The sequence below is a fragment of the Nocardiopsis sp. N85 genome (assembly GCF_028882275.1).
Classification (GTDB): domain Bacteria; phylum Actinomycetota; class Actinomycetes; order Streptosporangiales; family Streptosporangiaceae; genus Nocardiopsis; species Nocardiopsis lambiniae.
Genome location: NZ_JARBUT010000003.1, coordinates 121,318 through 147,752 on the forward strand (window position 1 = coordinate 121,318; position 26,435 = coordinate 147,752).

The 26,435-nt window shown below is 69.5% G+C and carries 20 protein-coding genes; 5 read left to right on the top strand and 15 right to left on the bottom strand.

Going from position 1 to position 26,435, the window contains the following annotated elements; all coding sequences use genetic code 11:
* Positions 1-40: 40 nt before the first annotated feature.
* Together PWG71_RS06310 and PWG71_RS06315 are read right to left on the bottom strand one after the other, a co-directional pair.
* A complete protein-coding gene (locus PWG71_RS06310; protein ID WP_274808583.1) occupies positions 41-4,903 on the bottom strand; it encodes an NAD-glutamate dehydrogenase in 4,863 nt (1,620 codons plus the stop codon).
* A gap of 350 nt (positions 4,904-5,253) precedes the next feature.
* Complete coding sequence (locus PWG71_RS06315; protein ID WP_274808789.1) at positions 5,254-5,955, bottom strand: HAD family hydrolase; 702 nt, start codon at positions 5,953-5,955, stop codon at positions 5,254-5,256.
* A 278-nt stretch (positions 5,956-6,233) separates the two neighbouring features.
* Between PWG71_RS06315 and PWG71_RS06320 the strand changes: the two genes are divergently transcribed.
* On the top strand, positions 6,234-7,076 hold the full coding sequence (locus tag PWG71_RS06320) for an arylamine N-acetyltransferase family protein (RefSeq protein WP_274808584.1): 843 nt from the start codon (positions 6,234-6,236) through the stop codon (positions 7,074-7,076).
* Between the two features lie 130 nt (positions 7,077-7,206).
* On the opposite strand, the gene PWG71_RS06325 is transcribed toward PWG71_RS06320, so the two are convergent.
* Both PWG71_RS06325 and PWG71_RS06330 read right to left on the bottom strand, forming a co-directional pair.
* Positions 7,207-7,386 carry a DUF397 domain-containing protein gene (locus tag PWG71_RS06325; protein WP_274808585.1) on the bottom strand — a complete coding sequence of 60 codons (180 nt, stop codon included), beginning with the start codon at positions 7,384-7,386 and terminating at the stop codon, positions 7,207-7,209.
* A gap of 2 nt (positions 7,387-7,388) precedes the next feature.
* Complete coding sequence (locus PWG71_RS06330) at positions 7,389-8,246, bottom strand: helix-turn-helix domain-containing protein (RefSeq protein WP_274808586.1); 858 nt, start codon at positions 8,244-8,246, stop codon at positions 7,389-7,391.
* Between the two features lie 173 nt (positions 8,247-8,419).
* Here PWG71_RS06330 and PWG71_RS06335 point away from each other — a divergent pair, with 173 nt between their 5' ends.
* Positions 8,420-8,737: a hypothetical protein gene (locus PWG71_RS06335; protein WP_274808587.1), complete on the top strand. Its 318-nt coding sequence runs from the start codon at positions 8,420-8,422 to the stop codon at positions 8,735-8,737.
* A gap of 76 nt (positions 8,738-8,813) precedes the next feature.
* Here the strand turns inward: PWG71_RS06335 and PWG71_RS06340 are convergent, their stop codons facing one another.
* The 6 genes from PWG71_RS06340 to PWG71_RS06365 form a co-directional block, all read right to left on the bottom strand.
* Positions 8,814-9,245, bottom strand: coding sequence for a DUF6912 family protein (locus PWG71_RS06340; protein WP_274808588.1), 432 nt, complete (start codon positions 9,243-9,245; stop codon positions 8,814-8,816).
* Positions 9,246-9,294: 49 nt separating this feature from the next.
* Complete coding sequence (locus tag PWG71_RS06345) at positions 9,295-9,942, bottom strand: HAD family hydrolase (protein WP_274808589.1); 648 nt, start codon at positions 9,940-9,942, stop codon at positions 9,295-9,297.
* Between the two features lie 90 nt (positions 9,943-10,032).
* On the bottom strand, positions 10,033-11,655 hold the full coding sequence (locus PWG71_RS06350) for a glycoside hydrolase family 3 protein (protein WP_274808590.1): 1,623 nt from the start codon (positions 11,653-11,655) through the stop codon (positions 10,033-10,035).
* Positions 11,656-11,766: 111 nt separating this feature from the next.
* Positions 11,767-12,255 carry a PTS sugar transporter subunit IIA gene (locus PWG71_RS06355; protein WP_274808591.1) on the bottom strand — a complete coding sequence of 163 codons (489 nt, stop codon included), beginning with the start codon at positions 12,253-12,255 and terminating at the stop codon, positions 11,767-11,769.
* Between the two features lie 67 nt (positions 12,256-12,322).
* Complete coding sequence (locus PWG71_RS06360; protein ID WP_274808592.1) at positions 12,323-12,562, bottom strand: PTS glucose/sucrose transporter subunit IIB; 240 nt, start codon at positions 12,560-12,562, stop codon at positions 12,323-12,325.
* A 125-nt stretch (positions 12,563-12,687) separates the two neighbouring features.
* On the bottom strand, positions 12,688-13,731 hold the full coding sequence (locus PWG71_RS06365) for an SIS domain-containing protein (protein WP_274808593.1): 1,044 nt from the start codon (positions 13,729-13,731) through the stop codon (positions 12,688-12,690).
* A 251-nt stretch (positions 13,732-13,982) separates the two neighbouring features.
* Between PWG71_RS06365 and PWG71_RS06370 the strand changes: the two genes are divergently transcribed.
* Positions 13,983-14,720 carry a GntR family transcriptional regulator gene (locus PWG71_RS06370; protein WP_274808594.1) on the top strand — a complete coding sequence of 246 codons (738 nt, stop codon included), beginning with the start codon at positions 13,983-13,985 and terminating at the stop codon, positions 14,718-14,720.
* A gap of 45 nt (positions 14,721-14,765) precedes the next feature.
* Entirely contained in the window at positions 14,766-16,217 is a 1,452-nt protein-coding gene (locus tag PWG71_RS06375) for a PTS transporter subunit EIIC (protein ID WP_274808595.1), read from the top strand.
* Between the two features lie 310 nt (positions 16,218-16,527).
* Here PWG71_RS06375 and secA read toward each other — a convergent pair whose 3' ends face one another.
* Positions 16,528-19,371 (bottom strand): preprotein translocase subunit SecA, encoded by a 2,844-nt coding sequence (gene secA, locus PWG71_RS06380; RefSeq protein WP_274808596.1) that lies wholly within the window; start codon positions 19,369-19,371, stop codon positions 16,528-16,530.
* A gap of 473 nt (positions 19,372-19,844) precedes the next feature.
* Here secA and PWG71_RS06385 point away from each other — a divergent pair, with 473 nt between their 5' ends.
* Entirely contained in the window at positions 19,845-20,327 is a 483-nt protein-coding gene (locus tag PWG71_RS06385) for a hypothetical protein (protein WP_274808597.1), read from the top strand.
* Between the two features lie 75 nt (positions 20,328-20,402).
* Here the strand turns inward: PWG71_RS06385 and hpf are convergent, their stop codons facing one another.
* The 4 genes from hpf to mtrB all read right to left on the bottom strand — a co-directional run bounded on the left by hpf (position 20,403) and on the right by mtrB (position 26,426).
* The gene (gene hpf, locus PWG71_RS06390) at positions 20,403-21,077 is read right to left on the bottom strand and encodes a ribosome hibernation-promoting factor, HPF/YfiA family (protein WP_274808598.1); all 675 of its coding nucleotides are present in this window, start codon (positions 21,075-21,077) and stop codon (positions 20,403-20,405) included.
* A 742-nt stretch (positions 21,078-21,819) separates the two neighbouring features.
* Positions 21,820-22,524 (bottom strand): ComF family protein, encoded by a 705-nt coding sequence (locus PWG71_RS06395; protein ID WP_274808599.1) that lies wholly within the window; start codon positions 22,522-22,524, stop codon positions 21,820-21,822.
* 279 nt (positions 22,525-22,803) lie between these two features.
* The gene (locus PWG71_RS06400; RefSeq protein WP_274808600.1) at positions 22,804-24,684 is read right to left on the bottom strand and encodes an LpqB family beta-propeller domain-containing protein; all 1,881 of its coding nucleotides are present in this window, start codon (positions 24,682-24,684) and stop codon (positions 22,804-22,806) included.
* Positions 24,681-26,426 (bottom strand): MtrAB system histidine kinase MtrB, encoded by a 1,746-nt coding sequence (mtrB, locus tag PWG71_RS06405; protein WP_274808601.1) that lies wholly within the window; start codon positions 26,424-26,426, stop codon positions 24,681-24,683. Before mtrB ends, PWG71_RS06400 begins: the two co-directional genes overlap by 4 nt.
* Positions 26,427-26,435 lie beyond the last annotated feature (9 nt).

A 26,435-nucleotide genomic window follows, 5' to 3' on the forward strand; every position in this document is an offset into this window, starting at 1 on the left:
CACTCCGCGGGAACCGGAGCGAAGGCCCGAAGGGACGGGGTCACTCGACCAACAAGCGGAAGGAGCGCAGTGCCACCGACAGGGTGGCCAGGTCGAAGCGCTCGTTCTCCTGGATCTCCGACAGGGTGATCCCGGCCTGCTGGATCGTCTGCCGGTTCTGGTCGAACCAGGCGCCCACCAGTTCCTCGATGGAGTCCTCCGGCGCACCGGACTCCAGCACCCGGGCGGTGACGTCGGCGTGCGCCTCGTACAGGTCGTCGCGCAGCGCGCCGCGCGCCATCGTGCCCCACCGGTCATCGCGCGGAAGATCGATGATCCGCTCACGCCACCAGCTGATGTTGAGCCGGTCGGCCAGCTCGAAGTACAGCTCGGCGACCCGCTCGACCGGACGTCCGGTGCGGTGCGCGATCTCCACCAGGTCCAGGGTGGAGTAGGCGGGGACCATGGCCGCGACCCGATCGGCGAGTTCGGCGGGCACGCCCTGGGCGGTGTAGCGGTCGCGCCGCTCGACGAACGCCTCGCGGTCGCGGCCGCGCAGCAGGTCCACGAGCCGGCCCAGGACCTCGCCGACGCCCTCGCCGAAGAACCCGATCTCGCTGCGGATGTCGAACGGGAAGGTGCGGTTGCGCAACAGCCACCGGGCGGAGCGCTCGGCGAGCTTACGGGTCTCCAGCAGCAGGGTGAGCCGGATGTCCACCGAGATGCCGTGGTCCGGTTCCTCCACCCGGCTCCAGAACTCCTGGAGGCGCAGCACCTCCTGCGCGACCAGGTAGGCGCGGGCGATGTCGGCCGCGCTGGATCCCAGCTCCTCGTTGAGACGGAACGCGAAGGTCAGCCCGGAGCGGTTGACCATCTGGTTGACCACCTGGTTGACGATGATCTCCCGACGCAGCGGGTGGGTGGCCACCGCCTCGGCGAACCGCTCCGTGCGCAGCGGTGTCGGGAAGTACCCGACCAGGGTGTCGGCCAGATAGGGGTCGTCGGTCAGGTCGGACAGGCCGATCTGCTCCTTGAGGCTGATCTTGGTGTAGGACAGCAGCGTCGCGAACTCGGGGCCGGTCAGCCCCCGGCCGGCGGCCCGGCGTTCCGCGATCGCCTTGTCGGAGGGCAGGTCCTCCAGCTTGCGCTTGAAGACCTTGGTGCGCTCCAGGTGGCGCATGTAGCGACCGTGGACGTGCAGCATCTGGTGGGCCTGCTTGCGGGCGACGCCCAGCACCGTGTTCTGCGCGTAGTTGTTGTCGAGGACCAGTTCGGCGACCTCGTCGGTCATGCCGATGAACAGACCGTCGCGCTCGGCGGCGCCGAGGGAGCCGTCGCGCACCTCGCGGTCGAGCATGATCTTGATGTTCACCTCGTGGTCGGAGGTGTCCACACCGGCCGAGTTGTCGATGGAGTCGGTGTTGACCCGACCGCCCTCACGGGCGAACTCGATGCGGGCGGGCTGGGTGAGACCCAGGTTGCCGCCCTCGCCCACGACCTTGACGCGCAACTCGGTGGCGTCGACGCGGACCTGGTCGTTGGCCTTGTCCCCGACCTCGGCGTGCGTCTGGGACGAGGCCTTGACGTAGGTGCCGATGCCGCCGTTCCACAGCAGGTCCGCCGGTGAGGTGAGGACCCGGCGGATGAGCTCGTCCGGGGTGAGTGCGGTGATCTCCTCCTCGATGCCCAGGACGGAGCGGACCTGAGGGGTGATCGGCACCGACTTGGCGCTGCGCGAGTGGACGCCGCCGCCCTCGGAGATCAGCGCCGGGTCGTAGTCCTCCCAGGTGCTGCGCGGGAGATCGAACAACCGCCTGCGCTCCACCCAGGAGGTGTGCGGGTCGGGGTCCGGGTCCAGGAAGACGTGCCGGTGGTCGAACGCGGCGATCAGCCTGATCCGCTGCGAGAGCAGCATGCCGTTGCCGAAGACGTCACCGGACATGTCACCGACACCGATGACGGTGAAGGGTTCGCTCTGGACGTCGACGCCCATCTCACGGAAGTGGTACCTGACCGACTCCCAGGCGCCGCGGGCGGTGATGCCCATGGCCTTGTGGTCGTAGCCGACCGAACCGCCGGAGGCGAAGGCGTCGCCGAGCCAGAATCCGCGTTCCTTGGAGATCGCGTTGGCGATGTCGGAGAACGTCGCGGTGCCCTTGTCGGCGGCCACCACCAGGTAGGAGTCGTCACCGTCGTGCAGGACGGTGCGCTCGGGGTGGACGATGCGCCCCTCGACCAGGTTGTCTGTGACGTCGAGCAGACCGCTGATGAAGTCCTTGTAGCAGGAGACGACCTCGGCCATGACCTGTTCGCGGGTGCCGCCCTCGGGCAGGCGCTTGCAGACGAACCCGCCCTTGGCGCCGCTGGGGACGATCACCGAGTTCTTCACCATCTGGGCCTTGACCAGGCCGAGGATCTCCGTGCGGAAGTCCTCGAACCGGTCCGACCAGCGCAGACCGCCGCGGGCGACCGGACCGAAGCGCAGGTGGACGCCCTCGACACGTGGCGAGTAGACGTACATCTCGAACCTCGGACGCGGCTGCGGCAGGTCCGGGATCTTCTGCGGGTCGAGCTTGAGGACCAGGTAGGGGTGGCCCTGGTAGTGGTTGGTCCGCAGGGTCGCGTTGATCGCGGCGAGGAACGACCGCAGGATGCGGTCGTGGTCCAGGCTGGCCACCGACTCCAGTTCGCCCTCGATCTTGTCGACGATGGTCCGGGCGCGCTCGGCGCGGTCCTCGTCGGACCGGTCGGGATCGAACCGGGTCTGGAACAGGTCGATGAGCAGCGCGGCGATCCCGACGTTGCCGACCAGGACGTCGGCCAGGTAGTCGGGGCTGAAGGTGGAGCCGGTCTGGCGCAGGTACTTGGCGTAGGCGCGCAGCACGGTGAGCTGTCGCCAGTCGAGGCCCGCGCGGACCACCAGGGCGTTGAAGCGGTCGGACTCGCCCAGACCCTGCCAGGAGGCGTCGAAGGCCTCCTCGAACAACTCCTTGAGACGGTCGTCGGGCAGTTCGGAGGTGGGAACGGGGCCCAGGCCGAAGTCGTAGATCCACACCCGGCCGACGTCCTGCACGGTGATGTCGTAGGGCCACTCGTCGATGACCTCGACGCCCAGGTGCTCCAGGACCGGCAGGACCCGGGACAGGAAGATGGGCTCGCCGACGCGGTAGACGCGGAACCGCCAGTCGCCCTCGGGGCGCCGGTACAGGTTCGCGGAGAAGGCACCGTGGCGTTCGCCGGGATCGGTGCGGCCCAGCAGGGTCTCCAGGGCGCCGATGTCGGCGGCGGCGATCTCGGGCTGGTTGTCGACCTTGTAGGCCTCGGTGAGGCCGGAGCCGTACCGGTCCTTGTACTCGGTGGCCTTGTCGGGTCCGAAGGCGTCGGTGAGGGCGTCGTCGAAGTCGGAGTCCCAGGAGCGGGCCGCCTTGCGGACCTTCTCCTCCAGGGCGATCTGGTCGATGTCGGCCAGGGTCTCGCCGTGGCGGGCGCGCGCCACCAGGTAGAGGCGGGCGAGCGGGGCGGCGCCGATCATGACGTTGTGGTCCATGGTCGCGCCCTGGAAGGCGTCGGCGAGGACCTTCTGGATCTCCAGGCGCACGCGGGTGCTGTACTCGTCGCGCGGCATGTACACGAAGCAGGACATGTACCGGCCGCCGTAGGGGTCGCGGCGCATGAACAGCTTGGTGCCGCGTCGGTCGCGCAGGCGCATCACGCCGCGGACGATGCCGTAGAGCTCGCCCACGGGGATCTGGAGGAGCTCCTCCCGGGGGAAGGTCTCCAGGAGTTCGACGAGGTCGCGGCCGTCGTAGCTGTCGGCCTCGAACCCGGCGAAGGCCAGGATCTCGGCCTGCTTGCGGCGCAGGATGGGGATCTGGGCGATGCCCGTGGTGTTGGCCTGGGGGGTGAACAGCCCGAGGAAGCGGCGCTCGCCGATGATGTTGCCCTGGGCGTCGAACTTCTTGACGCCGATGTAGTCCAGGTACTTGGGGCGGTGCACGGTGGAGTGGGAGTTGGCCTTGGTGAGCACCAGGATGTAGGGCTCACGGGCCTTGCCGCGGATCTCCGGGGGCAGGACGGCGAAGCTGGTGGAGGCCGGGGAGTCCATGCGCAGGACGCCGAGGCCGGTGCCGGGCTCGGGGTGCAGGGCGTCGTCACCGTTCTCGTCGGTGACCAGGGAGTACTCGCGGTAGCCCATGAAGGTGAAGTGGCGGCCGGCGACCCAGCGCAGGAAGTCGACGCTCTCGCCGATCTCGCGGGCGTCGACACCGCCGGCGACGAGACGGTCGGGGTAGGCGGCGAGTTCGTCGGCGATCCGGATGGCGCGGTCGCCCATCTTGGCGGCGTCCTCGTCCACGTAGCGGACGTCGTTGAGGACGGACTCGACCCGGTCGGTGATCTCCTTGATCCGTTCGGGGTCGGTCTGCCGGTCGATCTCGATGTGCATCCACGACTCGTCGATGGGCAGCAGGCCGTCGCCGCCGATCTCCGGGTCGACCTCGCGGAGGTTCCCCTCCAGGTCGCGGCCGACGGTCATCTGGGGGTGGATGATCAGGCGGACACCCGCGTTGAGGTCGCGCAGCGCCATCGTCACCGACGAGACCAGGAACGGCGCGTTCTCGGTGACGGTCTCCACGACGCTGGTCTGGAGTTCCCAGCCGTCGCGGTCGACGGAAGGGGTGTACACGCGGACCTTGGCACGGCCCGGCCGGCGTTGGGAACCGAAGGCGCGGTGCGCCTCGGCGGCACCGCAGACCTGTTCGGGGGTGCGGCCGCCGACCTCCTCCGGGTCGGTGTGCCGGTAGTAGAGAGGGAGGAATCGACGGACGGCGTCGGCCTCCTCGGCGCTGAGCCGCGCGCCCGGAGACCACTTGATCGCCGCCTCGGCGAGCAGCTTCTGGAAGGTGCCGTCGGATTGCCCGGACATATGTCTATCTCACTCCTTTGTGAGCAACTTCGCACGAGCGCTGTGGGATCACCCGGTCATGTGCCCTGTGAATCCCTGAGCTGATGTGTGATTTTTCGTGAGACCTCCGGGCCGCGAGAGGCCCGGGAGTCCGTGTTGTGGTGGTGTGACCTGCGCGCACAGGTTGGAAGAAGGAGGCTTCAGACCCCATTGTCACTGCCTCGCCCAAGAACACAGGCTACTGGTTTTCCTGTGAGAGGACAGGAGCAACACCGTTAACCGATGGTTACGGACTGTTGGAAACGGATTGCGACAGTCGGTGGCGATGTACACGAGGGATCACCTCGACCCGGTCGGGAGCGTGAGCGTCGTTATCGAGCCGTTGTCGAATCGGTCGTGGCCTGGTGGACGGCGGACATCACCGCGCGGGGGTCCGTGAGGTCGGGCAGGATGAGCCGCGCGCCCGCCTCGCGCAGCTGTCCCTCCGTCGTGGGGCCGTTGAGGACCCCGACGGGCACGGCCCCGCCGATGAGGGCGGCCCGCACGTCCGGAACGTTGTCGGTGAACAGCACCGTCTCGGAATCGGCGAACATCCGCTCCGCCGCGTGGAGGCGGATGGACTGGATGAGGGTGGACTTCGGGTAGTTGACCGAACCGTACCCGCCGACCGCGAGGTTCACATAGGTGTCCAGACCGAACGCCGCCAGTTTGGCGGTGGCCACCTCGCGAGGGCTGCCGCTGACCACGGTCTGGAGGGTGTCGGGCATGGCGGCCACGGCCGCCAGCGAGGCGGCGGCCCCGGGCATCACCCTGCCCTTGGCGGCCAGTTCCCCGACGCGGGCCCCGAAGGCGGTCTCCAGACCGGAGAGGAACTGGGAGAGGGTGTCGACGTCGGGCTCGATGTCGACGTAGTTGCGGGCGCAGAACTCGAAGAACATCTCGGAGTCGGTACGACCGGCGGTCGAGGTCAGGTAGACCAGCGGCTCACCGGTGACCTTCTCGAAGGCCTCGGCGTAGGCGGCCCGCATGACCCGGCCGACGTCGAGGAGCGTGAGGTCGACGTTCCATAGCACCAGGCGGCTGATGGCGAACTCCTCGGGTGATGCCGGCGGTCGGACCCCACCATTGTGCCGCACGGGCGTTTCCGGTGGAAAACCCCCGTCCGGGACCGGCCACGGGGTCCGTGCGCGCGGCACGGCCCGGAACGGGGGCCGGTGGGGAGCACGAGCGGTCCCGGGACCCGGTCGGGATCGGGACTGTCTGAAATATTCCGTCATGGAACCTTTGATGGTCTTTCGGGAACGCGCGACGGCGGAGCCGCGCTGCAACTGTGGACGAGAGGAGATCCATCGTGAGCATCGCGCACGAACCCTGGGGCGTCGACGCCCTGGACCTGGCGGCCTACCTGGACCGGGTGGGGGTACCGGAGCAGCGGCCGGACGAGGGCTACCTGGAACGACTGTACGAGGCGCACATCAGGGCGTTCCCCTTCGAGACCGTCGACGCGCTCCTGGGCAGACCCCCGGCGGTCGACCTGCCGGGAGTGCAGGAGAAGTTCCTGGGCGGGGGCCGTGGCGGCTACTGCTTCGAACACGGGGTGCTGTTCGCCGCGGCGCTGGAGCGGCTGGGCTACGAGGCGCACCGGCGCCTGGGCACGGTCGGCCCGGCGGGGGAGAACGCCCGGACGCACCTGCTGGTCGAGGTGGTGCTCGACGGCCGGCGGCTGCTGGCCGACCCGGGGTTCGGTTCGGGCATGCGACGGCCGATCGAGCTGAGGGACGGGGCTCGGAGCACCGGGGGCGGGATGACCTTCGGGATCGCCCGGGTGCCCCGGGGGAGGTCACGGGGGTGGGAGCTGCGCAAGCTGCGCGGCGGGTCCTGGGACCCGCTGCACGTGACCCACGAGTCCGAGGTGTACCCGGTGGACCTGGTCGCGGGAAACCACTTCGTGGCGACGCACCCGGACTCGGTGTTCCAGAGGATGCTGGTGGTGACGGGCTTCCTGCCGGACGGGAGCCACGCGAGCCTCACCCACGCGTCGGTGACCCTCCGCGCCCCGGACTCCCCCACCCGGCACGAGGCGCTGACCCCGGTCGACCTGGACCCCTGGCTGGAACGTGTGGGTGTGCGCCTGTCCGACGACGATCGCGCCCTCCTGCACAAACGCCTCGCGGAACTCCCCACCGCCCCGTGACCCGCCCCGCCTGCGCGGGGATCACGCGCCCCCGCCCACCGTGAGGTGAGCGGGGGCCGGCCCCGCGTGCGCGGGGATCACGGTCAACGGCCTGGGGAAACCCGGGATGTCGTCTTCCCGAGACCGACGTTCAGGGGGCCTCGGTGGCGACAAGGCGGGCGAAGGCGGTCCACTCGGCGGCTCCGAGCGGGAGGAAACCCGACTCGGGGTGCTTGGAGTCGCGGATGGCGGCACCGGTGGGGAGGTCGGCGACCTCCACACAGTTGTCCCCACCCGACGAGTAGGAGGACTTACGGAACTCCAGCAACATGATCAGGCTCGCTTGTCGTGCTCGGCGGCGATGGACCCTATCAGGTCAAGGGATGCCTGTGGGTCCAACGCCAGGTTTTGGACGGAGTCGAAGATCAGCGCATGCTGATCAAAGTAGGCTTCGTCCTCAACGTACAGCGCCTCGACCACAGTCGGAATCGACACTATGCCCGGCTCTGGCCTGGGAAAATCAAACAGCGTGAACGCCCCGTCCACAGCGGGATGAGCGCCGGCCTCATCAGGCAGCGCCAGGATCGTCACCTTGTAGTGAGCCGCCATACCGATGAGGAAGCGCAACTGCTCGGCCATGATCGCGTGCGAGCCGACAGCTTTGCGTAGAGCCGGCTCGTCGATAACGGCGGTCAGTTGCGGACCGTTGGGCAAATCCAGGACCGCGCGGCGAGCCATCCTCGACTCCACCTTGCGCTCGATCTGTTCCGGAGGAACGACCTGGCTCGCGCGTGACACCGCAGCCGCATAATCCGGCGTCTGCAACAATCCGGGGACAAGCACGGACTCATACGTCCTGATCCGGACGGCCTCGGCCTCCAACTCGGGTAGCGGACCCGTGAAAAGGTCGGCGTATTCGTGCCAATCGCTGCGCCCCCGTGCCTCCTCGGTCAGACTGAGAAGGTGCGCGCGCTCCTCCCCCTCTACCTGGTAGAGGTCCAGCAGGACCTCGACGTCATCGCGCTTGGGGTACTTCCACTCATTGCGCTCGGCCCGGGTCACCTTGGTCGCAGAAGACCACCCCAACCGCTCCGCCACCTGGGCAGCGGTCATGCCGCTTCCGACACGCAGCCGTCTGAGCGCGGCCGACAAACGTCGACGGCGCACACCGGGCGAGTGGCCACCAACCATGGGAACCCCTTCCGAGCCGAAGTCTTGGCTCCGAATCGTAGTGGGCGGCACCGCCAGTCAATTTTTTAGCTTGAACACGAGAATTGCTTGATTTTGTGTTCAGACACAATCACACTGGAGTCAGTCGCGGACCCATACCCGGCTCCGCCTCCTCTTCGCAAGGAGTTGACTCCATGGCGTCATCAACGCTGCCCGACCAAGGGCTCTACACCGAAATCGTCCAGGTGCTCCGGGGAGGTGAGCCCGACGAGGACGGCGTCTCCCTGGTCGGCCTGCGCTCTCCGGTCTCCTCCAACCTCGACCCGGGCCGCTGTGCCTGCACCTTCGCGCCGTTCCTCCACTCCCTCTGGGACTTCCTCGACCGCTGGAACCCCTACGAGGAGAAGAACGGCATCTGGCTGCGCATCCTGCCCGCGGACCGCGTGAACACGGCCCTGCCTCCGGGCGCGACCCTCCTGGCCACCAGGCGGGTGAGCTACGAGGTCGCATGATCCATGTCCCTGTCGTCGGGCGACGCCACCCCACCCGGTGGCGCCGCCCGATCGCACGGCCACGGTCCCGACGCCTTCAGTCGAGGAGGTGGCGCAGTTCCTGGAGGGCGTACCACATCAGCTCGTGGTCGTCGGCGGCGTCGGAGTCGGGGTCGTTCACCGCCTCGGCGATGTCCGCCTCCACCGCCTCGTCGTCGATGTGGGCGGAGGCCAGTCGCTTGTACGGGATCGACTCCCCCGTGACGCGGACGCGGATCACGTCCGGCCCCTCGCGCCCCTCTTCCTCGACGAGGTGGTCGGCGACGTTCGCCGCCAGCACGACACGGCGTCTGGGCGCGTCCGGATCGGCGGCGAGCAGGCGGAGGGACTCCTCGGCTGCCGTGTACATCGCCTCGTACTCCGCCTCCTCGTCGTCGGTGCCCGCCGCGAACGCGACCGGCACCGGCACCCTCCCCTCGTCGAGGACGGTCGCGAGGGAGGGAAGGGTGCTGGGCAGGAAGACGTACATCGCGGCTCTCCGGAAGGTGGGACGGTCACCTTGAAGTGTGCCGCACCCGTCAGGCCGCCTCGCTGTCCGCCATGAGGAATCCGCGCAGTTCCCGGGTGGTGGTCGCCACGTCGACGTGCAGGATCCCGGTCATCCCCAGTTCCTCGGCCGTGCGGACGTTGTGCTCCAGGTCGTCGATGAACACGCACTGCTCGGGCCGCAACCCGATCCGTTGGCAGGTGTGCAGGTAGATGCGCGGTTCCGGTTTGCGCATCCCCACCTCGCCCGAGATGACCACCTGGTCGAAGGTCGTCTCGAAGTGATCGTGCGGATACCCGTTGCCCCATGAGTTGGAGAGGAGGGCGGTGCTCGCCCCCGCCCGACGGGCGTCGCGGAGTGCCTCGTACATGTCGTGCACGGGATCGAACGAGGCGAACATGCGCTGGATGAGCCCTTCGGCGAGCACCGGTCCACCGTGGGTGGAGCGCAGCAGCGCCGCCAGGTCGCGTTCGAAGCGCGCGGTGTCGATCTCCCCGCGCTCCAGCGCGTGCACGGGGTTGTCGGCGGTCATGCTGCCGTCGAAGTACGGCGTCATGACCTCGTAGTAGTGGTCGATGTCGATCCGGTCGGCGGACAGCCAGGCCCGGATCCCTTCCGGGAGCGGGGGTGTGAGCACACCTCCCCAGTCGGAGATGACCCCTCGGCGGGTGCGGTCCATCCGATCCCCTCCATCCGTGTCGTCGTATCACCCGACCTCGGAATGCCCGGGGATCGGGCGGGCAACGATTGTTCCCGTTCCCCGCCCGTTTCAATCCTTCTCGAAGGTCAGCCCCGTTCCGAAGGTCGCATCCGTCTCCGGGATCCCCACGGGGAGCGTCCCGGTGGGTTCGATCCGGCCGGCGATGACCCGGGCGGCCGCCGCCAGGGACACGTCGACCGAGGAGTACACGGCGACGAACGCGTCGGTGTCGGAGGAGCCCAGTACGTAGGGTCCGCCCTGGGAGACCGCGATGGTCGGCGCCGAGGACCGGTGCACCGGGGCGGTGTCGGTGCCCACGATGACCGCGTCGGCGTCGCCGGTGACCACGTCGAGCCCCGCGTCGGTGAGGGCCGGGCCGAGCCGGTCGGCGTTGGTCCCCTCGACCCGCACCCGGGTCCCCGGAGGCAGCGGCAGGAGGTCGTCGGTGTTGCGCAGGAGGGTGACGGAGGCGTCCGCCACGCGCCGCGCGGCGTCGGCGTGCGCCGGGTCGGTCAGGATCTCCTCGGCGGCGGCCGAGTCGACGGGGTCGGCTTCGAGGACGCCGCGCTTCTCCTTGAGGGCGAGGACGCGCAGCGCCGACTCGTCGATGCGCTCCTCGGTGAGGCGGCCGGTCTCCACGGCCTCCTTGACGGCGGCGACCGCCGCGGTCGGGTCCGGGGGCATGAGGAGCTGGTCGACCCCGGCTTCGAGGGCCAGGACCGCGTTCTCGCCGTCGGAGTGCCGCTGACGCACCCCCTCCATGTTGAGGGCGTCGGTGGTGATCACGCCCTCGTAGCCGAGTTCGTCGCGCAGGATGCCGCCGATGATCGTCGACGACAGGGTGGCCGGTTCGTCGGGGTCCAGTTGCGGCATGAGCACATGGGCGGTCATGACGGCGTCCACCCCGGCGTCGACGGCGGCGCGGAACGGCGGCAGGTGCTCGGCCTCCCACGTGTCGCGCGGCAGGTCGATGACGGGCAGCCCGGTGTGGCTGTCCACGTCGGTGTCGCCGTGGCCCGGGAAGTGCTTGACGACCGGGACGATGCCCTGTTCGGCGTAGGCCTCGGACTCGGCGACCGCCATCTCGGCGACCAGGTCGGGTTCGGAGCCGAACGAGCGGATGCCGATCACGGGGTTGTTCGGGTCGGTGTTGACGTCGGCGTCGGGCGCGTAGTTGAGGTTGATCCCCAGGGCCGCCAGTTCGATCGCGGTGGTGGTGGCGCGCAGCGCGGCCAGGTCGGTGTCACGGGTGGCGCCGACCGCCATGGCGTCGGGGAAGCGGGTGCCCACGGGCAGCCGCACGACGAGTCCCTGCTCCTGGTCGATGCCGAGGAACAGCGGGACCGGGGAGAGTTCCTGGACCCCGTTGGAGAGCTCGGCGATCTGGGCGGCGTCGGTGAGGTTGGCGTCGAAGTAGATGAGGCCACCGGGCCGGTGGGTCTCGATCAGTGCGGCGTTCTCGGCGGCGGTGGTCCCCTGGGCGGTCAGGACCAGGAGTTGGCCGATCTTGTCGTCCAGGTCCATCTCGGAGAGCAGTCGCGGGGCCAGGACCGGCTCGAAGGGAGGGGTCGTGGGCGACGGTGACGGTTCTTCGCGCGGCGAGGTGTCCACCTCCGGGGGTGCCGTGGTGCAGGCGGTGACGATCATGGCGAGTCCCGCGCAGGCCAGGGCGCGGGCAAGGGACGTTCTCATGGTGGGCTTCATCTCCGGCGGATCGCTGGTTCGCCGGAGACTACCGCCTTCCGCGGGGCATGACGGCACGTCACCGCCGGTGCGCGGGTGTGCTCTCCCGCTCGTCGGGGCTCACTCCCAGGTGAAGAGCGGCCCTCCCGAGGCCACATGGCCGTCGGCGAAGGAGTGCAGGGCGCCGGGCGCGGCGTCCAGGGCGACGACCGGGACCACGGTGGGCAACCCCCGCGCGGCCACCGATCCCGGGGACCAACGGACGATGGGGGTGCCCGCGCTCACCTCGGCCCCCTCCTCGGCCAGGAGGAGGAAACCCTCGCCTTTGAGCTTGACCGTGTCGATGCCCAGGTGGACGAGCACCCCTCGACGCCGATCGTGCGCCATCACCACGAAGGCGTGCGGATGCAGTTTGGCGAGGGTCCCGTCGATGGGGGCGACCGCGTCCTGGGTGCCCTCCTGCCCGCCCTCCTGGCCGGGTTCGGGGTGCACGGCGACACCCGGCCCCACCATTCCCTGAGAGAAGACCGGGTCGGGCACCGTCTCCAGGGACAGGGCCGTTCCGCGGACGGGGGACGACACGCTCAGGGATCCGTTGACGTCTGGCATGGGGGAGGTCTTCCCTTCAGAAGGGACTTCATCCGGACGGGCGGAGAACGGTTCCACGTTCCATCCCTCACCGGTCGATGATGTCCCGGATGTCGTCGGTGAGGGTGTCGGCCTCGGGGCCGACGACCACCTGGACGACGTTGCCGGACCTCAGCACGCCGTGCGCTCCGGTGGCCTTGAGCGCCTTCTCGTCCACCAGTGCCGGGTCGGCGACCTCGGTGCGCAACCGGGTGATGCACGCCTCGATGTCCTCGATGTTGCCCGCACCGCCCAGACCCGCGACGATCGCCGCTGCCTTGTCCGCCATGTGTCCTCCGTGCTCCGCCGTGGGGAACGCGACCGTCCCCGTGGCTGGGAGCTTAGGGCTCCGACCCCCGACGCGCCAGACACCTCGGGGCGGCGTCGCCTCCGCGCGCCGCCCCGGAGGCCGGTTCAGCCGGTCTGGGTGACCTTGTTGAGACCGCGGGGAACGTCGGGGTCGTAGCCCAGTCGGCGGGCGAGTCGCTCGGTGAGGAGCTGGGCGGGGACGATGAGGTTCATCGGGGCGACCCACTCGGGCACGTCCGGGACGGGGACGGACAGGTCGCTGGCGGCGGCCAGGGCCGCACCGCCGCCGAAGCCGAACACCGGGGCGCCGGCCGAACGCGCGCGCTCGGCGAGGGCGACCGTGCCCTGGAGGGTGGGGCCGTCGGGGGCGGCCACGAGCAGGGCCGGGGTGCGCGGGTCGACGACCGCGATGGGGCCGTGCAGCAGGTCGGCGTAGGACAGGCCCATGGCGTGCAGGTAGCACGCCTCCTTCAGCTTGAGGGCGGCCTCCAGCGCGGTGGAGAAGGCCATGCCGCGCCCGGAGATGACCGCGCCCTGCACGGCGACCATGCGTTCGACGATCTCGTCCAGGGAGTCGGTGGGCGCGGCGAGGGTCTCCTCGATGGCATCGGGGACCCGGTCCAGGTCCGCGGGGTCCAGGTCGGCGCCCAGGCCCAGGGCCAGCACCGCCAGGGCGGCGAGCTGGGTGTTGTAGGTCTTGGTGGCGGGGACGGCGACCTCGGTGCCGGCCCGGGTGACCAGGGCGACGTCGGCCTCCGCGGCCAGCGGCGAGTCCGCGCCGTTGGTGACGCCGACGGTGCGGGCGCCGCAGTCGGCGGCCCAGCGCATGGTCTCGACGATCTCCTCGGTCTTGCCGGACTGGGAGATGGCCACGGCCAGGACGTCGGACAGGTCGATCTTCGCGCCGTAGGAGGTGGCGATGGAGGGGGAGCCGAGGGTGGCCAGTCGACCGGCGTGCGCCTGGAGGAGGTAGCTCCCGTAGACGGCCGCGTTGTCGGAGGAACCGCGGGCGATGAAGAGCACGTGCTTCGTGGAGCGGCCCAGGGCCTCGATCTCCGGTCGGAGCGGGAGGAGTTCCGCGAAGGTGCGGCGCAGCGCCTCGGGCTGCTCGGCGATCTCGGAGCGCATCACGCTCGTCGTGGTGGTCATGGAGAGCCTTCCCTGCTCGTGCCGGGCCCCCGGCACTCCCGTGAAGTGGTAAGAACCGCCTGCCGTTGGGTGGATTGACACGCGGACAGAGCTATGGTCTAGTCCGGACTATACCAGTCACTTCGGGATTGTCCCGATACGCGGGGTACAGGATCATGTATCCCGCGCTCATGTCCGCCACCGAACCCGAACGGGGAGCGCACCGGACCACCCACCGCCCGTCCCACCGACCGAGAAGGCCGCCCGCAACGATGCCGATCGATCCCGCGAACCCGCTGCCGAAGTACGTCCAACTCCGCGACCTGCTCCTGGACTGGATCACCGAGGCCGGGTTGGGGGTGGACGACATGATCCCCTCGGAACGGGAACTGAGCGCCTCCTACGGTCTGTCGCGCATGACCGTCCGCCAGACCATCGACCTGATGGTGTCGGAGGGACGGCTCTACCGGGTCCCCGGCAAGGGGACCTTCGTCGCCCGCCCCAAGATCGAGATGTCCCTGGTGCTGGCGTCCTTCAGTGAGGACATGCGCGCCCGCGGGTACGAGCCCGGGGCGCGCGAGCTCATCCGCCAGGTCATCCCGGCGAGCGGACACACCGCGCGCATGCTCGACATCGAACCGGGCACCCTGGTACACCACATCGAGCGCATGCGCACCGCCGACGACGAACCCATGGCCGTGGAGCGCTCCAACATCCCCGCCGCCATGGTCCCCGGCCTGGAGGCTTTCGACCTCGCGGAACGCTCCTTGTACGAGGTGCTGGAAAACGAGTACGACATCCTGTTGGATTCCGGGGAACAGACCATCGAGGCCGGCATCTGCGACTCCGCCGACTCCCGCCTCCTGGGCCTGCCCGCTGGAAGCCCGGTGCTGGTGATGCAGCGCCGCAGCTTCACCAAGGGACAGTGCGTGGAACTGGCGCTGTCCACCTACCGTGCCGACCGCTACCAGCTGCACTCCCGGTTGGACCCCCGACGGCACGGCGACTGACACACCCCGCGCCCACGAGGCGCGCGTCCGAGGGAAGGACCCCCCTTGAGTTCGGACAACACACCGGCCGCGACCGCCGAGGCCGCGAAGCCCAAGCGTTCCTCCTCCGGCCTGGCCTGGCTGCAACGGCTCGGTCGCAGTCTGATGATGCCGATCGCGGTCCTGCCGGCCGCCGCGATCCTGTTGAGATTGGGCCAGCCCGACCTGCTCGGCGCCGACGGGGTGGCGGGATGGCCGGGCATGGAATGGATGGTCCCGGTCGCCGGCGCCGTGGGGATGGCGGGCGACGCGATCTTCCAGGCGCTGCCCCTGCTGTTCGCGATCGGCGTCTCCCTGGGCTTCGCCAAACGCGCCGACGGCTCGACCGCGCTGGCCGCCGTGGTGGGCTACCTGGTCTTCGACAGGGTGGCGACCTGGACGATGGTGACCTACGACGGCCCCTTCGGCGACCTGGGATCACGTCTGGTGACCCATCCGCTCCCCGTGGACCTGGAGACGCGGGAGGCGATCACCGATCCGAACGTGGTCGCCGAGGTCATGCCGGTCATCAACCACGCCGTGAAGAACCCGACCGACGTGCTCGGCGGCATCATCATGGGCCTGGTGGCGGCGCTGCTGTGGCAGCGCTACCACCGGATCAAGCTGCCGACCTGGCTGGGGTTCTTCGGCGGACGCCGGTTCGTGCCCATGGTCACGGCGGTGGCCGGCCTGTTCATCGGCGTGGCTCTGGGTCTGTTGTGGCCGGTGGTGGGCGCCTGGATCCAGGACTTCGGCGAGTGGATCGTCGGGTTGGGCGCGGTGGGCGCCGGCGCCTACGGGGTGATCAACCGTCTGTTGCTGCCGCTGGGTCTGCACCACGTGGTGAACTCGCTCGTGTGGTTCGTGTCGGGCACCTACACCGACGCCGAGGGCAATGTGTCGCACGGCGAGATCACGCGTTACTTCGCCGGTGATCCCGACGCGGGCGGCATGCTGGCCGGGTTCTTCCCCGTGCTGATGTTCGGTCTGCCGGCGGCGGCGTTGGCCATGTGGTCGGCCGCTCCGAAGGCCCGCCGGACCCAGATCGGGTCGATCATGATCCCGGCGGCCCTGACCGCGTTCGTCACCGGTATCACCGAGCCGGTGGAGTTCGCGTTCATCTTCGTGGCACCGCTGCTGTTCGTGGTGCACATCGTGCTGACCGGCGTATCGATGGCGGTGCTCAACGCCTTGGACGCCCAGTTGGGCTTCGGGTTCTCGGCCGGTCTCATCGACCTGCTGCTCAACGCGGGCAAGGACAACACCCAGGGGTTGGGGTTGATCCTGTTGCTCGGAGTGGTCTACTTCTTCGTCTACTTCGCGGTGTTCTACCTGCTCATCAAGTGGTTGAACCTGCCCACCCCGGGTCGCGAGGACGATCCCGAGGAGGATCCGGTCCCGTCCGCCGTGTCCGGTGCGGCGGACGGCGGACCGGAACCGGGGACGCCCGCCCCGAAGGATCCGGACGGCAGGGGCTGATCCTCCCCCGCCCTGCACGTCGTGGGTCCGGTTCCGGTGCTTCCGGGGCCGGGCCCGCGCCCCTTCCGGGCCTCGGCCGAGGATCCGCGTGAGCCCGTGGAGACCGCACGGCCCTCCGCGGGGATCGGTGCGCGGCCACGGCGATCACCGCGTCCGGGCGTCGGCGCGAGTCGACGGAAACCGGTGCACGAGGGCCGGGGCCGGTGTCACCTCCAGTACTCACGCCCGGACGGCACCGGTGCTCCCCCGGTCACGCGCGTGGGCGCGGCCCCGGATCGGGGACCGCGCCCACGCGCGTGTTCGACGATGATCACCGGACGGCGGGGTCACCGTGGCACTTCTTGAACTTCTTGCCCGAGCCGCAGGGGCACGGAGCGTTGCGGGAGGCACCGGCGTACTCGTCGTTGACCTCGCTGTGCCGCTCGACGGAACCGTCCTCGCTCGGCGCGGAGTACTGGAGGCGACTCGGCTGGCCCTCGCCGAAACCGGGGACCACCACGTCCTCGGCGGGCTCGGCCTCCTCCATCGGGGACGCGGCCTCGGCGGCCTCCTCGTCCTCCTCCACGGCGGTGGCCACGGTCGCCGCACCGGAGGACCCGCCCACGGCGGCGGCCGTCGTGGCGGCGGCGGCCGGGGTGAGCTTGGGCTCCTCCTTCTTGCGGACCTGGACCTCGACGTTGAAGAGGTAGCCGACCGACTCCTCCTTGATGGCCTCCAGCATCTGCTGGAACATGTCGAAGCCCTCGCGCTGGAACTCGATCAGCGGGTTGCGCTGAGCCATCGCGCGCAGGCCGATGCCCTCCTGGAGGTAGTCCATCTCGTAGAGGTGCTCGCGCCACTTGCGGTCCATGACCTGGAGGATGACCCGGCGCTCGACCTCGCGCATGGCCTCCTCGCCCAGCTCGGACTCGCGGTTCTCGTAGGCGGTGTGGGCGTCCTCCACCACGCGGTCGGCGATGAGCTGACCGGTGAGGGTGTGCAGGTCGCCGTTCTCCTCGATGAACTCGTCGACGGTGAGGCCGATCGGGTAGACCTGCTTGAAGGCCCGCCACAGCTTGTCGAGGTCCCAGTCGGTCGGGTCGCCCGCGGAGGTCTCCTCCGCGACGTAGCCGCGCAGCACCTCCTCCAGCATGACCACCACCTGGTCGCGGAGGTCCTGGCCTTCGAGGACCTTGCGTCGCTCGGCGTAGATGACCTTGCGCTGCCGGTTGAGGACCTCGTCGTACTTGAGGACGTTCTTGCGGATCTCGAAGTTCTGGGTCTCGACCTGACCCTGGGCGGAGGCGATCGCCTTGCTGACCATGCCGGATTCGATGGGCTGGTCGTCCGGGATGTTCAGCTGGTTCATGAACACCTCCAGACGGCTGCTGTTGAACAGGCGCAGCAGGTCGTCCTGGAGGGACAGGTAGAAGCGGGACATGCCCGGGTCGCCCTGGCGGCCCGAACGACCGCGGAGCTGGTTGTCGATGCGCCGGGACTCGTGCCGCTCGGTGCCGAGCACGTACAGACCGCCGAGTTCGACGACCTTCTGGTGCTCCTCCTCGTACTGGGCCTTGGCCTTCTCCAGCGCGTCCGACCAGGCCGCCTCGTACTCCTCGGGGGTCTCCAGCGGGCTCAGGCCGCGCGCCTGGAGCTCCTCGTCGGCGAGGAAGTCGGGGTTGCCGCCCAGCATGATGTCGGTACCGCGACCGGCCATGTTGGTGGCGACGGTGACGGAGCCGAGCTTGCCGGCGCGGGCGATGATCGACGCCTCACGGGCGTGGTTCTTCGCGTTGAGGACCTCGTGCGGAACACCCTCGCGCTTGAGCATCCGGGACAGCAGCTCGGACTTCTCGACGCTGGTGGTACCGACCAGGACCGGCTGACCGGCCTCGTGTCGCTCGGCGATGTCCTCGGCGACCGCCTGGAACTTGGCGTCCTCGTTCTTGTAGACGAGGTCCTTGACGTCATCGCGGATCATCGGCTTGTTGGTGGGGATGGGCACCACGCCGACGCCGTAGGTCTGGTGGAACTCCGCCGCCTCGGTCTCGGCGGTACCGGTCATACCGGCGAGCTTGTCGTAGAGGCGGAAGTAGTTCTGGAGCGTGATCTTGGCGAGCGTCTGGTTCTCGTCCTTGATCTTGACGCGCTCCTTGGCCTCGATGGCCTGGTGCATGCCCTCGTTGTAACGGCGGCCCGCCAGCACGCGACCGGTGAACTCGTCGACGATGAGGACCTCACCGTCCTTGACGATGTACTCCTTGTCGCGGCGGTACAGCTCCTTGGCCTTGAGGGAGTTGTTGAGGAAGCTGATGAGCGGGGTGTTGACGGCCTCGTAGAGGTTGTCGATGCCCAGCCAGTCCTCGACCTTGGCCACACCGGCCTCGGTGATGCCGACCGTGCGCTTCTTCTCGTCGACCTCGTAGTCCGTGTCCCGCTTGAGGCGGGGCGCGATCTTGGCGAACTCGCCGTACCAACGGGAGTTCTGCTCGGAGGGGCCGCTGATGATGAGCGGGGTACGGGCCTCGTCGATGAGGATGGAGTCGACCTCGTCGACGAGGGCGAAGAAGTGACCGCGCTGGACGGTGTCCTTGAGGGACAGCGCCATGTTGTCGCGCAGGTAGTCGAAGCCGAACTCGTTGTTCGTACCGTAGGTGATGTCGGCCTGGTAGGCCTTGCGGCGCTCGGCCGGGGTCATGTTGGGGCTGATCACCCCGACTTCCAGACCGAGGAACTGGTAGATGCGGCCCATGGTCTGGGCGTCGCGCCTGGCCAGGTAGTCGTTGGTGGTGATGACGTGCACGCCCTGGCCGGCGAGCGCGTTGAGGTAGATCGCGAGGGTACCGGTCAGGGTCTTGCCCTCACCGGTCTTCATCTCCGGGATGTAGCCGAAGTGGAGCGCGGCACCGCCCATGAGCTGGACGTCGAAGTGGCGCTGTCCCAGGGTGCGCTTGGCCGCCTCGCGGACGGTGGCGAACGCCTCCGGGAGGAGGTCGTCGAGGGCGTCGCCGTCCTCGTAGCGTTCCTTGTACTCCTTGGTGAGGTCCCGGAGCTCCTCGTCGGTGAGGTCGACGTACTCGTCCTCGATCGAGTTGATCTCGTTCTTCAGCTTGTTGAGCCGGCGCAGGATCTTTCCCTCACCCGCGCGCAGGAGCCTGCTGAGTATCCCTGGCACTTCCTATGCGCTCCTCGCAGATCGCGGTTGGCTCCACGACGCGCGTGGAGATCAGATCAAGGCCCGCTGACCGCTGTCCCGTGGCCGCGTAAGGGCGGCGGGGGTCCCTGGGCCCTCGGGCCTACATCCTAGAGGACTCGCACCCTTCACCCGGTCTCACGACCGCGACCCGAACGGGAGGCCCTTTTCCCCTGGTGAACGATCGAAACCACGGTGAATGTTCCCCTGACCCGAAGGCGCGCCACGAGGCGGGGTGCGAAGGGAAGGGCTCGGATTCTCACCGTTTTCCAACCGTCGAAGCCGCCGCATCCGCGACGGGGGTCGGTTCCCCCGGGCGTCGGGACCCCGGTCTCCACGCGCGGTCCCGCGTTCATCGTCCGCATACGGGTAGAACTAGGGATGAACGCCCGGCCCGCACCGGAGCGGTCGGGCCCGTCGGACGCGAGACGCGCCCAGGGGGGATCACCATGCGCATGAGCAGAAGGTCCACGCGGACAGGAGGGCACGAGGCCCCGTCGCCCCGAAGCCCCGTCGAGGTTCTCGACGACCTGATCGAGGGGCGACGACATCCGTCGTCGGCCGAGGCGAGCCTGGAGTGGGAACACCATCGTCCCGACCACGATCAGCGGATCCGGGGCTTCCAACGACAGGGCGGCAGTCTGGCACCGACCGGACGGCACCGGGGAAGGGCGGCGTCGTGGGTGGTGGTGGCCTTGGCCCTGGTCGGTTTCACGCTCGGCGGGATCGCCGTCGCACAGGGGATGACGGTGTGGTTGTCGATCGTCGCCGGCGTGTTCCTGGTGGCGGCGGTGGTGCTGGCGGCGGTCACCGACATCTTCAGCGACGTGGTGCTGGACTCCCCTTCGGTGGAACCGGAGGAACCGCACGACACCTCACTGCGCAGGCTCCGCGAGGAGCAGCGCCTCCGCCGGGAGCGGCGGGCGGGGAGGTCCTGAACATTCGGGGTGCGGCGGGCCGGAAGGTCCGCCGCACCCGTGTACGGGCTCCGTGGGGGACGGGGCGGATACGTATCAGTCGACGAGGCGGATGACCCCGTAGTTGAAGCCCCTACGGCGGTAGACGACGCTCGGCGCGTCCTTGACCTCGTCGTGGAAGAGGAAGAAGTCGTGGCCGACGAGTTCCATCTCCATCAGGGCCTGGTCGATGCTCATGGGCTTGGCCTGGTGGGTCTTCTCTCGAACGATGAGGGGGACGTCCCCCTGGGTGTCGAGTTCGACGAACTCATCGGAGAAGCGGTCATCGGTCGAGACGGAGTCGATCTCCTCCTCCGCGGTGCGCCGGGCCGGGGGTGCCTGCGCGGTCGTCACTTCCTGGGGCAGGTCTCCGGGGAGGTTCGCGGTCGCGGAGGCGACGGAGACGGGTGCCCTGCTGCCCCGGTGCACCTTGCGGCGGTCGGCGGCCTTGCGCAGGCGCGCCTCGATCTTGTCGATGGCGATGTCCAGTGCGCCGTGCCGGTCCACGGCGGCCGCCTCGCTGCGCACGACGGGACCGTTGCCGTTGGAGCGGATGGTCAGTTCGACGCGTTCCTTCACGTCGGCGAGCTTGGGATTGCGCTCCGTGGACACCTCCACATCGACGGTCATGCCCTTCTTCTCCCACTTGGAGAGCCTGTCGAGCTTGTTCTCGACGTGCTGTCGGAACTTGTCGCTCACACCGGTGCGTCGACCCTTGACGATGATGTCCATAGGACCCCCTTCATCGCGTGGCCGCCGAGAAAGCGGCGGCCATGCCGGCTGCTGGACCTTCCGTCGTTCGGGGGACGGAAGGATCTCGTGTTCTCAGCCCCCTTCTGCGGGTGATCCGGTTCTGCGCGGATCACGTCTCGGTTGAAAAGGCGTATACCCATCAGAGACACGGTCATCACGCGTCACGGGCACGTGATCGGAGGGACCTCTGAACTGGAAGAACCGGGAAGAAGGACGCGGGCCCGGAAACGGGACGGGGCGACCGTGGACGAGGGCGCCGCGAGGGACCGGCCCTCCGGGCGCGGTGGGCCCTGGGAGGGCAGGGAACGACCCGTCGGGGGCTCGCCCTTGGCGAACCCCCCGATGGGATGCCACCCGTCCGGCCGACCTGGTCTTCGTCCCCACATCCGCCTGCTGAGAGTGTCGCCGCTCTTATCCGCGACTACTGCTCTTCTCCCTGTCGTGAGGGACATCGGGACCCTCCGCGGGGCAGGACTTACCTCTAAGGCGCACCGTGATCGGTCGACGAAAAGTCGCCTTACGTGGGCCGTTTCGCCTGCGCCTGGCATCGGCTTGCCGGAGGAGTGCCCCGGTATTCCCGGGGACACCGAAACTCCGACGCAACCACGGACCCGGACGGGTGCCATACGGTGACCGTAACCTGTCCTGGCGAGGATGTCAGGTGGGGATCCCGTCCCCACGCCTTCGAAAATCAGCGCGAACCCCTGTACACAAGGACTTTTCATCGTTTCGAGGGTGTTCGTAAAACCTTCTCCCCGGCCTCCCCCTCGCCGTCGACGAACCGCTCCGCGAGCGTCACCGCACCGACCACGCGCAGTCCCGCCGCCCGTAGCGCCCGCGTCGCCTCGGCCACCGTCGCCCCGGTGGTGACGACGTCGTCGACCACGACCACACGCCCCTCCACGGCCCAGGCGGGGACCCGGTCGGCCCGGAACGCGCCCACCCGATTGGTGAGGCGTTCACGGCGTCCCAGGCCGGCCTGTCGACGCGTCCGGCCCCGATGGCGGAGGAGTGACAGCGTCCGGCCGCCGCAGGCGGCCACGACCCTGGCCACGGGTGCCCGCGGGTCGTGCGGCGGTCCCCGTCCGGGCACGGGGACGAGCAGGGTCCCGGGCCCGACCAGGCCGCTCGCCTCGCAGACCGCGGCCAACCGCTCACCCCACACGGCGGCCAGCGCGTCGTCCCCCTCCTTGTAGGCGAGCAGTACCCGCCGGTGCAGTCCGGCGTAGGGGCCGGCGGCCCAGACCGGCGGGCAGCCGGGTCGGGGCGCGCACCGGTGCGGCCTGCGCCGCAACCGCCCCCGACACGCACCGCAGAGCGGTCCCGCCGGCCCCGAACACCCCGCGCAGGCACGGGGAAGGAGCAGGTCGAGCAACGCCGCCCACATCCGTGACAGCGCCCCGGCCAGGGCCTTTCGTACGTCCATGTCCTCAGGATCGGCCGGCCGCCCCCGGCCCGCCACCCCCGATCCCGGCCTGTGGAGAACCCTCCCCGCACTCGTACGACCGCTCGGGACGGTCCGGGGCCCCCGTCACCCGGGCCGGTCCCCACCGGGACCGCCCCTGCGGGAAGGGACGCGCGAACGACGGCGGGGCCCTCGCCTTTGCGGGCGAGGGCCCCGGTGATCGAGGCGGACCCGTCCCCGCCGTGGCGAGGCGTCCCGGAGCGGGTCGGGGGTCGATGATCAGGGTGCTTCGGGGACGGATCAGCCCGGGAAGGCGGGCGAGCCGCCCTCCCCGGCGTTCTTCCAGTTCAACCTGTCGTTGGAGATCCAGATGTTGCCGTCGTCGGTACCGGCCACCAGAGGCTGGCCGGGTGCCCCGGAAACGGTGACCAGCCCGGTGACCGAGTTGCCCGCGCTGGAGGGCGGGCTGCCCCCGTCCAGGGCCACGAGGAACACCTGGTCGGTGCCGCCCTCGCGGCGCCCCAGGACGGCCAACTGGTCGGCGGAGCGCCAGGAGATCTCGGAGACGTCCGCCAGTTCGCCTGCCAGGACGACGAAGTCGCCCACCGACACCTGGCCGTCCGCGCCGATCTCCACCCGGCCGACCTTGAGCGAGCGACGCCCGTCGACCTCGGTGACCACGGCCGCGCGGGCACCGTCACGGGAGATCCGGAAGTGCACCAGCGACTCGTCGCGCAGGTCGGCGACGTCCACCCGGACGACCTCGTCACCGTCGCGGAGCACCCACACGGCGGAGGAACCGGGGGCGGGGGGCGGGGGTTCGACCGGGGTCTCCGGATCGACCGTCTCCGCCCCCTCGGCGTCGCCCTCGCCCTCCTCCGCGTCCTCGCCGAACTCCTCCACGACCCACAGGTTCCCGTCGATGTCCCAGGACAGCTCGGTGAAGATCCCCTCGTCCAGGACCTCCACGACATCCGCCCCCGGTGCGGCGAGGGAGGTCACGACCGTGTCGCCGCCGAGGGTGACACCGGCGATGGTGCTCTCGTCCACCGAAACCGCGAACCGGTCCAATGGGACGTCGCCGGCGCCCAGCGGCCCCGGCACCCGTTCGGCCTCCCCGAACGTTTCGGTGGCCCACTCCGAGGCCGACCACAGTTGGCCCTCGTGCGCGTAGTAGGCGTTCACGCTCTGGAGGACCGCGCCCGGGTTCACCCCGAGCCAGAAGCCGCTGGCGGGCCTGGGCCGGTCGACGCTGTCGCCGTCCGCGCCGGCGAAGGCCACCCCGTCCCCGTCCACCACCAGGGTGAACTCCTGGATGTCCGGGAGCTGTCGCAGTGTCCAGGCGATCTGGGCGCCCATCCGGAACTCGTCGGCGTCGCCCATCCGGGTGACCTCGACGGTGACGCTCTCGGCGTCCGATCGCACCGTCGGGCGGGTGCCCTCGGGGAACTCCGAGCGCACGGCCGGCTCGGACCACGAGGTGGGGCCCTGCATGAGCCTGCGCATCAGGCGTTCGGCGATCCGGTCGGTGCTCACCGGCAGGTAGATCGGGTCGGGCACCAACGCGGTGCCCTCGGGGTTGAAGTAGTACAGGTTGAACGGCCGGTGCGTGCGCTCCACGTCGAGCTGGCTGAGGATCAGCTCGTCGGGCAGGCCCCGGATGCGCCACTCCCCTTCGGGGTCCTCGCCCTCACGGGCCAGGGTGAACTGCTCGTTCATCATCACCCCGGGGGTACCGGAGCGGTACTTGCCGTCGCCGTCGATGGTCGCCACGAGAGGGCTGCGCATCCTCACGACGGCGGTCAGCCCGTCCTCGGCGATGTCCGCCTCCAGGTCGACCGTGTCCAGGTCGGTGAAGACCTTGACGGAACCGTCCGGATCCCATTCCTCCCGGGTCTCGGACAGCATGTAGCTGCGGGCCGCCTCGTGGTCCTCCTCGAAGCTGCCCATGTCCTTGAGGAAGCTGCCGACCAGCCCGTCGGGGTTCATGCCGTCCTGCGGGCCCGCCGGGAGCAGCCGCACGTAACCGCCGTAGGGGTCGGCGGTACTGGCGCCGCCCTCCCCCTGGACGACCGGCCCGGTCGTCGGCACGGTGGCGCAGGAGGCCAGGAGGAGGCAGGCCAGGACGGCGGCGCCGAGCGCGCCGACCGAACGGCGGAGGTCGTCGAGGGGTGCGCTCACGTGGTGTCCTCTCCCTCGCGGGGGTAGGCGCGGCCCAACGAGAACTCGGGCGGCACCAGGGGCAGCGGAGAACCGCGCAGTTCGGTCTCCGCGTGGCGGGGCAGCGACAGCCGGAACTGCGATCCCTGCCCGGGCATGCCCCAGGCCTGGAGCCAGCCGCCGTGCAGGGTGGCGTCCTCCTTGGCGATGGACAGACCCAGTCCGGTTCCGCCCGTGGTGCGCACCCGCGCCGGGTCGGCCCGCCAGAAGCGGTCGAAGCACAGGTGCTCCTCCCCCTCCCTCAGGCCCACCCCGTAGTCCCGCACGGCGACGGCGACCGCGTCGCGGTCCCCCGCCGCGGTGACCACGACGTCGCGGCCCTCGCTGTGCTCGATGGCGTTGACCACGAGGTTGCGCAGGATGCGGTTGATCCGCCTGGGGTCGTACTCGGCGACGCAGGGGTCGGCGGGCAGGCGCATGATGACCTTGATGCCGCGTTTCTCGGCGATCTGCTCGGCGTCGCCGACCGCCTTCATCACCGCGTCACGGATGTCGGAGGGTTCGATGCCGAGGGTGGCCGCGCCCGCGTCGTGCCGGCTGATCTCCAGGAGGTCGGCGAGGAGCTCCTCGAAACGCTCCACCTGGCTCTGCAACAACTCGACGGAGCGCCGCATGGCGGGTTCGAGTTCGTCGCGATCGTCGAAGAGCAGGTCACCGGCCATCTTGATGGTGGTGAGCGGGGTCCGCAGTTCGTGGGAGACGTCGGAGACGAACTGGCGTTGCAGTTTGGAGAGCTCCTCCAGCTCCTGGATCTTCTCCTGGAGGTTGCCCGCCATGTCGTTGAAGGACACGGCCAGTCGGGCCAGGTCGTCCTCACCCTGGACGGTCATGCGTTCGGACAGGTCTCCGGCGGCGAGTCGTTCGGCGGACTGGGCGGCCGAGCGGATCGGGGTGACGACCTGGCGGGTGACGACGTAGGCGATGAGGCCCAGGAGGATGACCAGCAGGGTCCCCACCAGGGCGACGGTGCGCTGGACCAGGTCGAGGATCTCCTGCTCGTGCTGGAGCGGGAAGACGTAGTAGAGCTCGTAGGCGTGGGTGAGCTCGGCGCCGACGACGAGGGCGGGGTCCTCGGTGCCGTCGGTGTCGCTCTGGATCCGCGCGTAGGTGTAGTACTGCTGGTCGCCCATGGAGTCGCGGATCTGGTCGATGAGCCGCTCGGGGACGCTGTCCTCCAGCTTCTTGTCCGGGGCCTCCTCCAGCTTCTCGCCGACCCAGCCGAGTTCGTCGTCGACCGAGGGCAGGATGACGACCCCGTACAGGCCGGTGTCACCGCTGCGGTCGGCCAGTTCGTTGGCGATGTTGTACATCAACCGGTCGCGGTCGCCGGTCTCGTTCTCCTGGAGTTCGGCGAGCGCGTAGTTGAGCCCGGCACGGTGATCGTTGACCGCGGTGCCGATCTTGGCGTCCAGGAGTCCGCTGCGCACCTGGGAGATGAGCACGTAGCCCAGGCCCGCCATGACCAGCAGGGACAGCACCAGCGTCGTGGAGATGACACGCAGGTGCAGGGATCGGCGCCAGTTGGTGTGGGCACCGCGGACGAGGGCCCGGGCGGCCCGTTGGGCGAACAGGTAGGCACGGGTGAGACCCGAGCCGGGGTCGGTTCGACGCCCCCCGGACTCGGATCGTCCGGAGGGCGGTGCGGACCGTCCCCCCTCGGAGCCGGCGGCCCCCCGTTCCTCCTCGGGTGCTGCTGCGGTCATGTGCGCTTC

Bases quoted from the DNA above. Each gene is read 5' to 3' on its own strand.
- PWG71_RS06325 (WP_274808585.1), bottom strand. From the start codon at position 7,386: ATGTTGCTGGAGTTCCGTAAGTCCTCCTACTCGTCGGGTGGGGACAAC.
- PWG71_RS06310 (WP_274808583.1), bottom strand. From the start codon at position 4,903: ATGTCCGGGCAATCCGACGGCACCTTCCAGAAGCTGCTCGCCGAGGCG.
- PWG71_RS06335 (WP_274808587.1), top strand. From the start codon at position 8,420: ATGGCGTCATCAACGCTGCCCGACCAAGGGCTCTACACCGAAATCGTC.
- hpf (WP_274808598.1), bottom strand. From the start codon at position 21,077: ATGGACATCATCGTCAAGGGTCGACGCACCGGTGTGAGCGACAAGTTC.
- PWG71_RS06330 (WP_274808586.1), bottom strand. From the start codon at position 8,246: ATGGTTGGTGGCCACTCGCCCGGTGTGCGCCGTCGACGTTTGTCGGCC.
- PWG71_RS06365 (WP_274808593.1), bottom strand. From the start codon at position 13,731: ATGACCACCACGACGAGCGTGATGCGCTCCGAGATCGCCGAGCAGCCC.
- PWG71_RS06385 (WP_274808597.1), top strand. From the start codon at position 19,845: ATGAGCAGAAGGTCCACGCGGACAGGAGGGCACGAGGCCCCGTCGCCC.
- PWG71_RS06345 (WP_274808589.1), bottom strand. From the start codon at position 9,942: ATGGACCGCACCCGCCGAGGGGTCATCTCCGACTGGGGAGGTGTGCTC.
- PWG71_RS06350 (WP_274808590.1), bottom strand. From the start codon at position 11,655: ATGAGAACGTCCCTTGCCCGCGCCCTGGCCTGCGCGGGACTCGCCATG.
- PWG71_RS06340 (WP_274808588.1), bottom strand. From the start codon at position 9,245: ATGTACGTCTTCCTGCCCAGCACCCTTCCCTCCCTCGCGACCGTCCTC.
- PWG71_RS06395 (WP_274808599.1), bottom strand. From the start codon at position 22,524: ATGGACGTACGAAAGGCCCTGGCCGGGGCGCTGTCACGGATGTGGGCG.
- PWG71_RS06355 (WP_274808591.1), bottom strand. From the start codon at position 12,255: ATGCCAGACGTCAACGGATCCCTGAGCGTGTCGTCCCCCGTCCGCGGA.
- mtrB (WP_274808601.1), bottom strand. From the start codon at position 26,426: ATGACCGCAGCAGCACCCGAGGAGGAACGGGGGGCCGCCGGCTCCGAG.
- PWG71_RS06360 (WP_274808592.1), bottom strand. From the start codon at position 12,562: ATGGCGGACAAGGCAGCGGCGATCGTCGCGGGTCTGGGCGGTGCGGGC.
- PWG71_RS06370 (WP_274808594.1), top strand. From the start codon at position 13,983: ATGCCGATCGATCCCGCGAACCCGCTGCCGAAGTACGTCCAACTCCGC.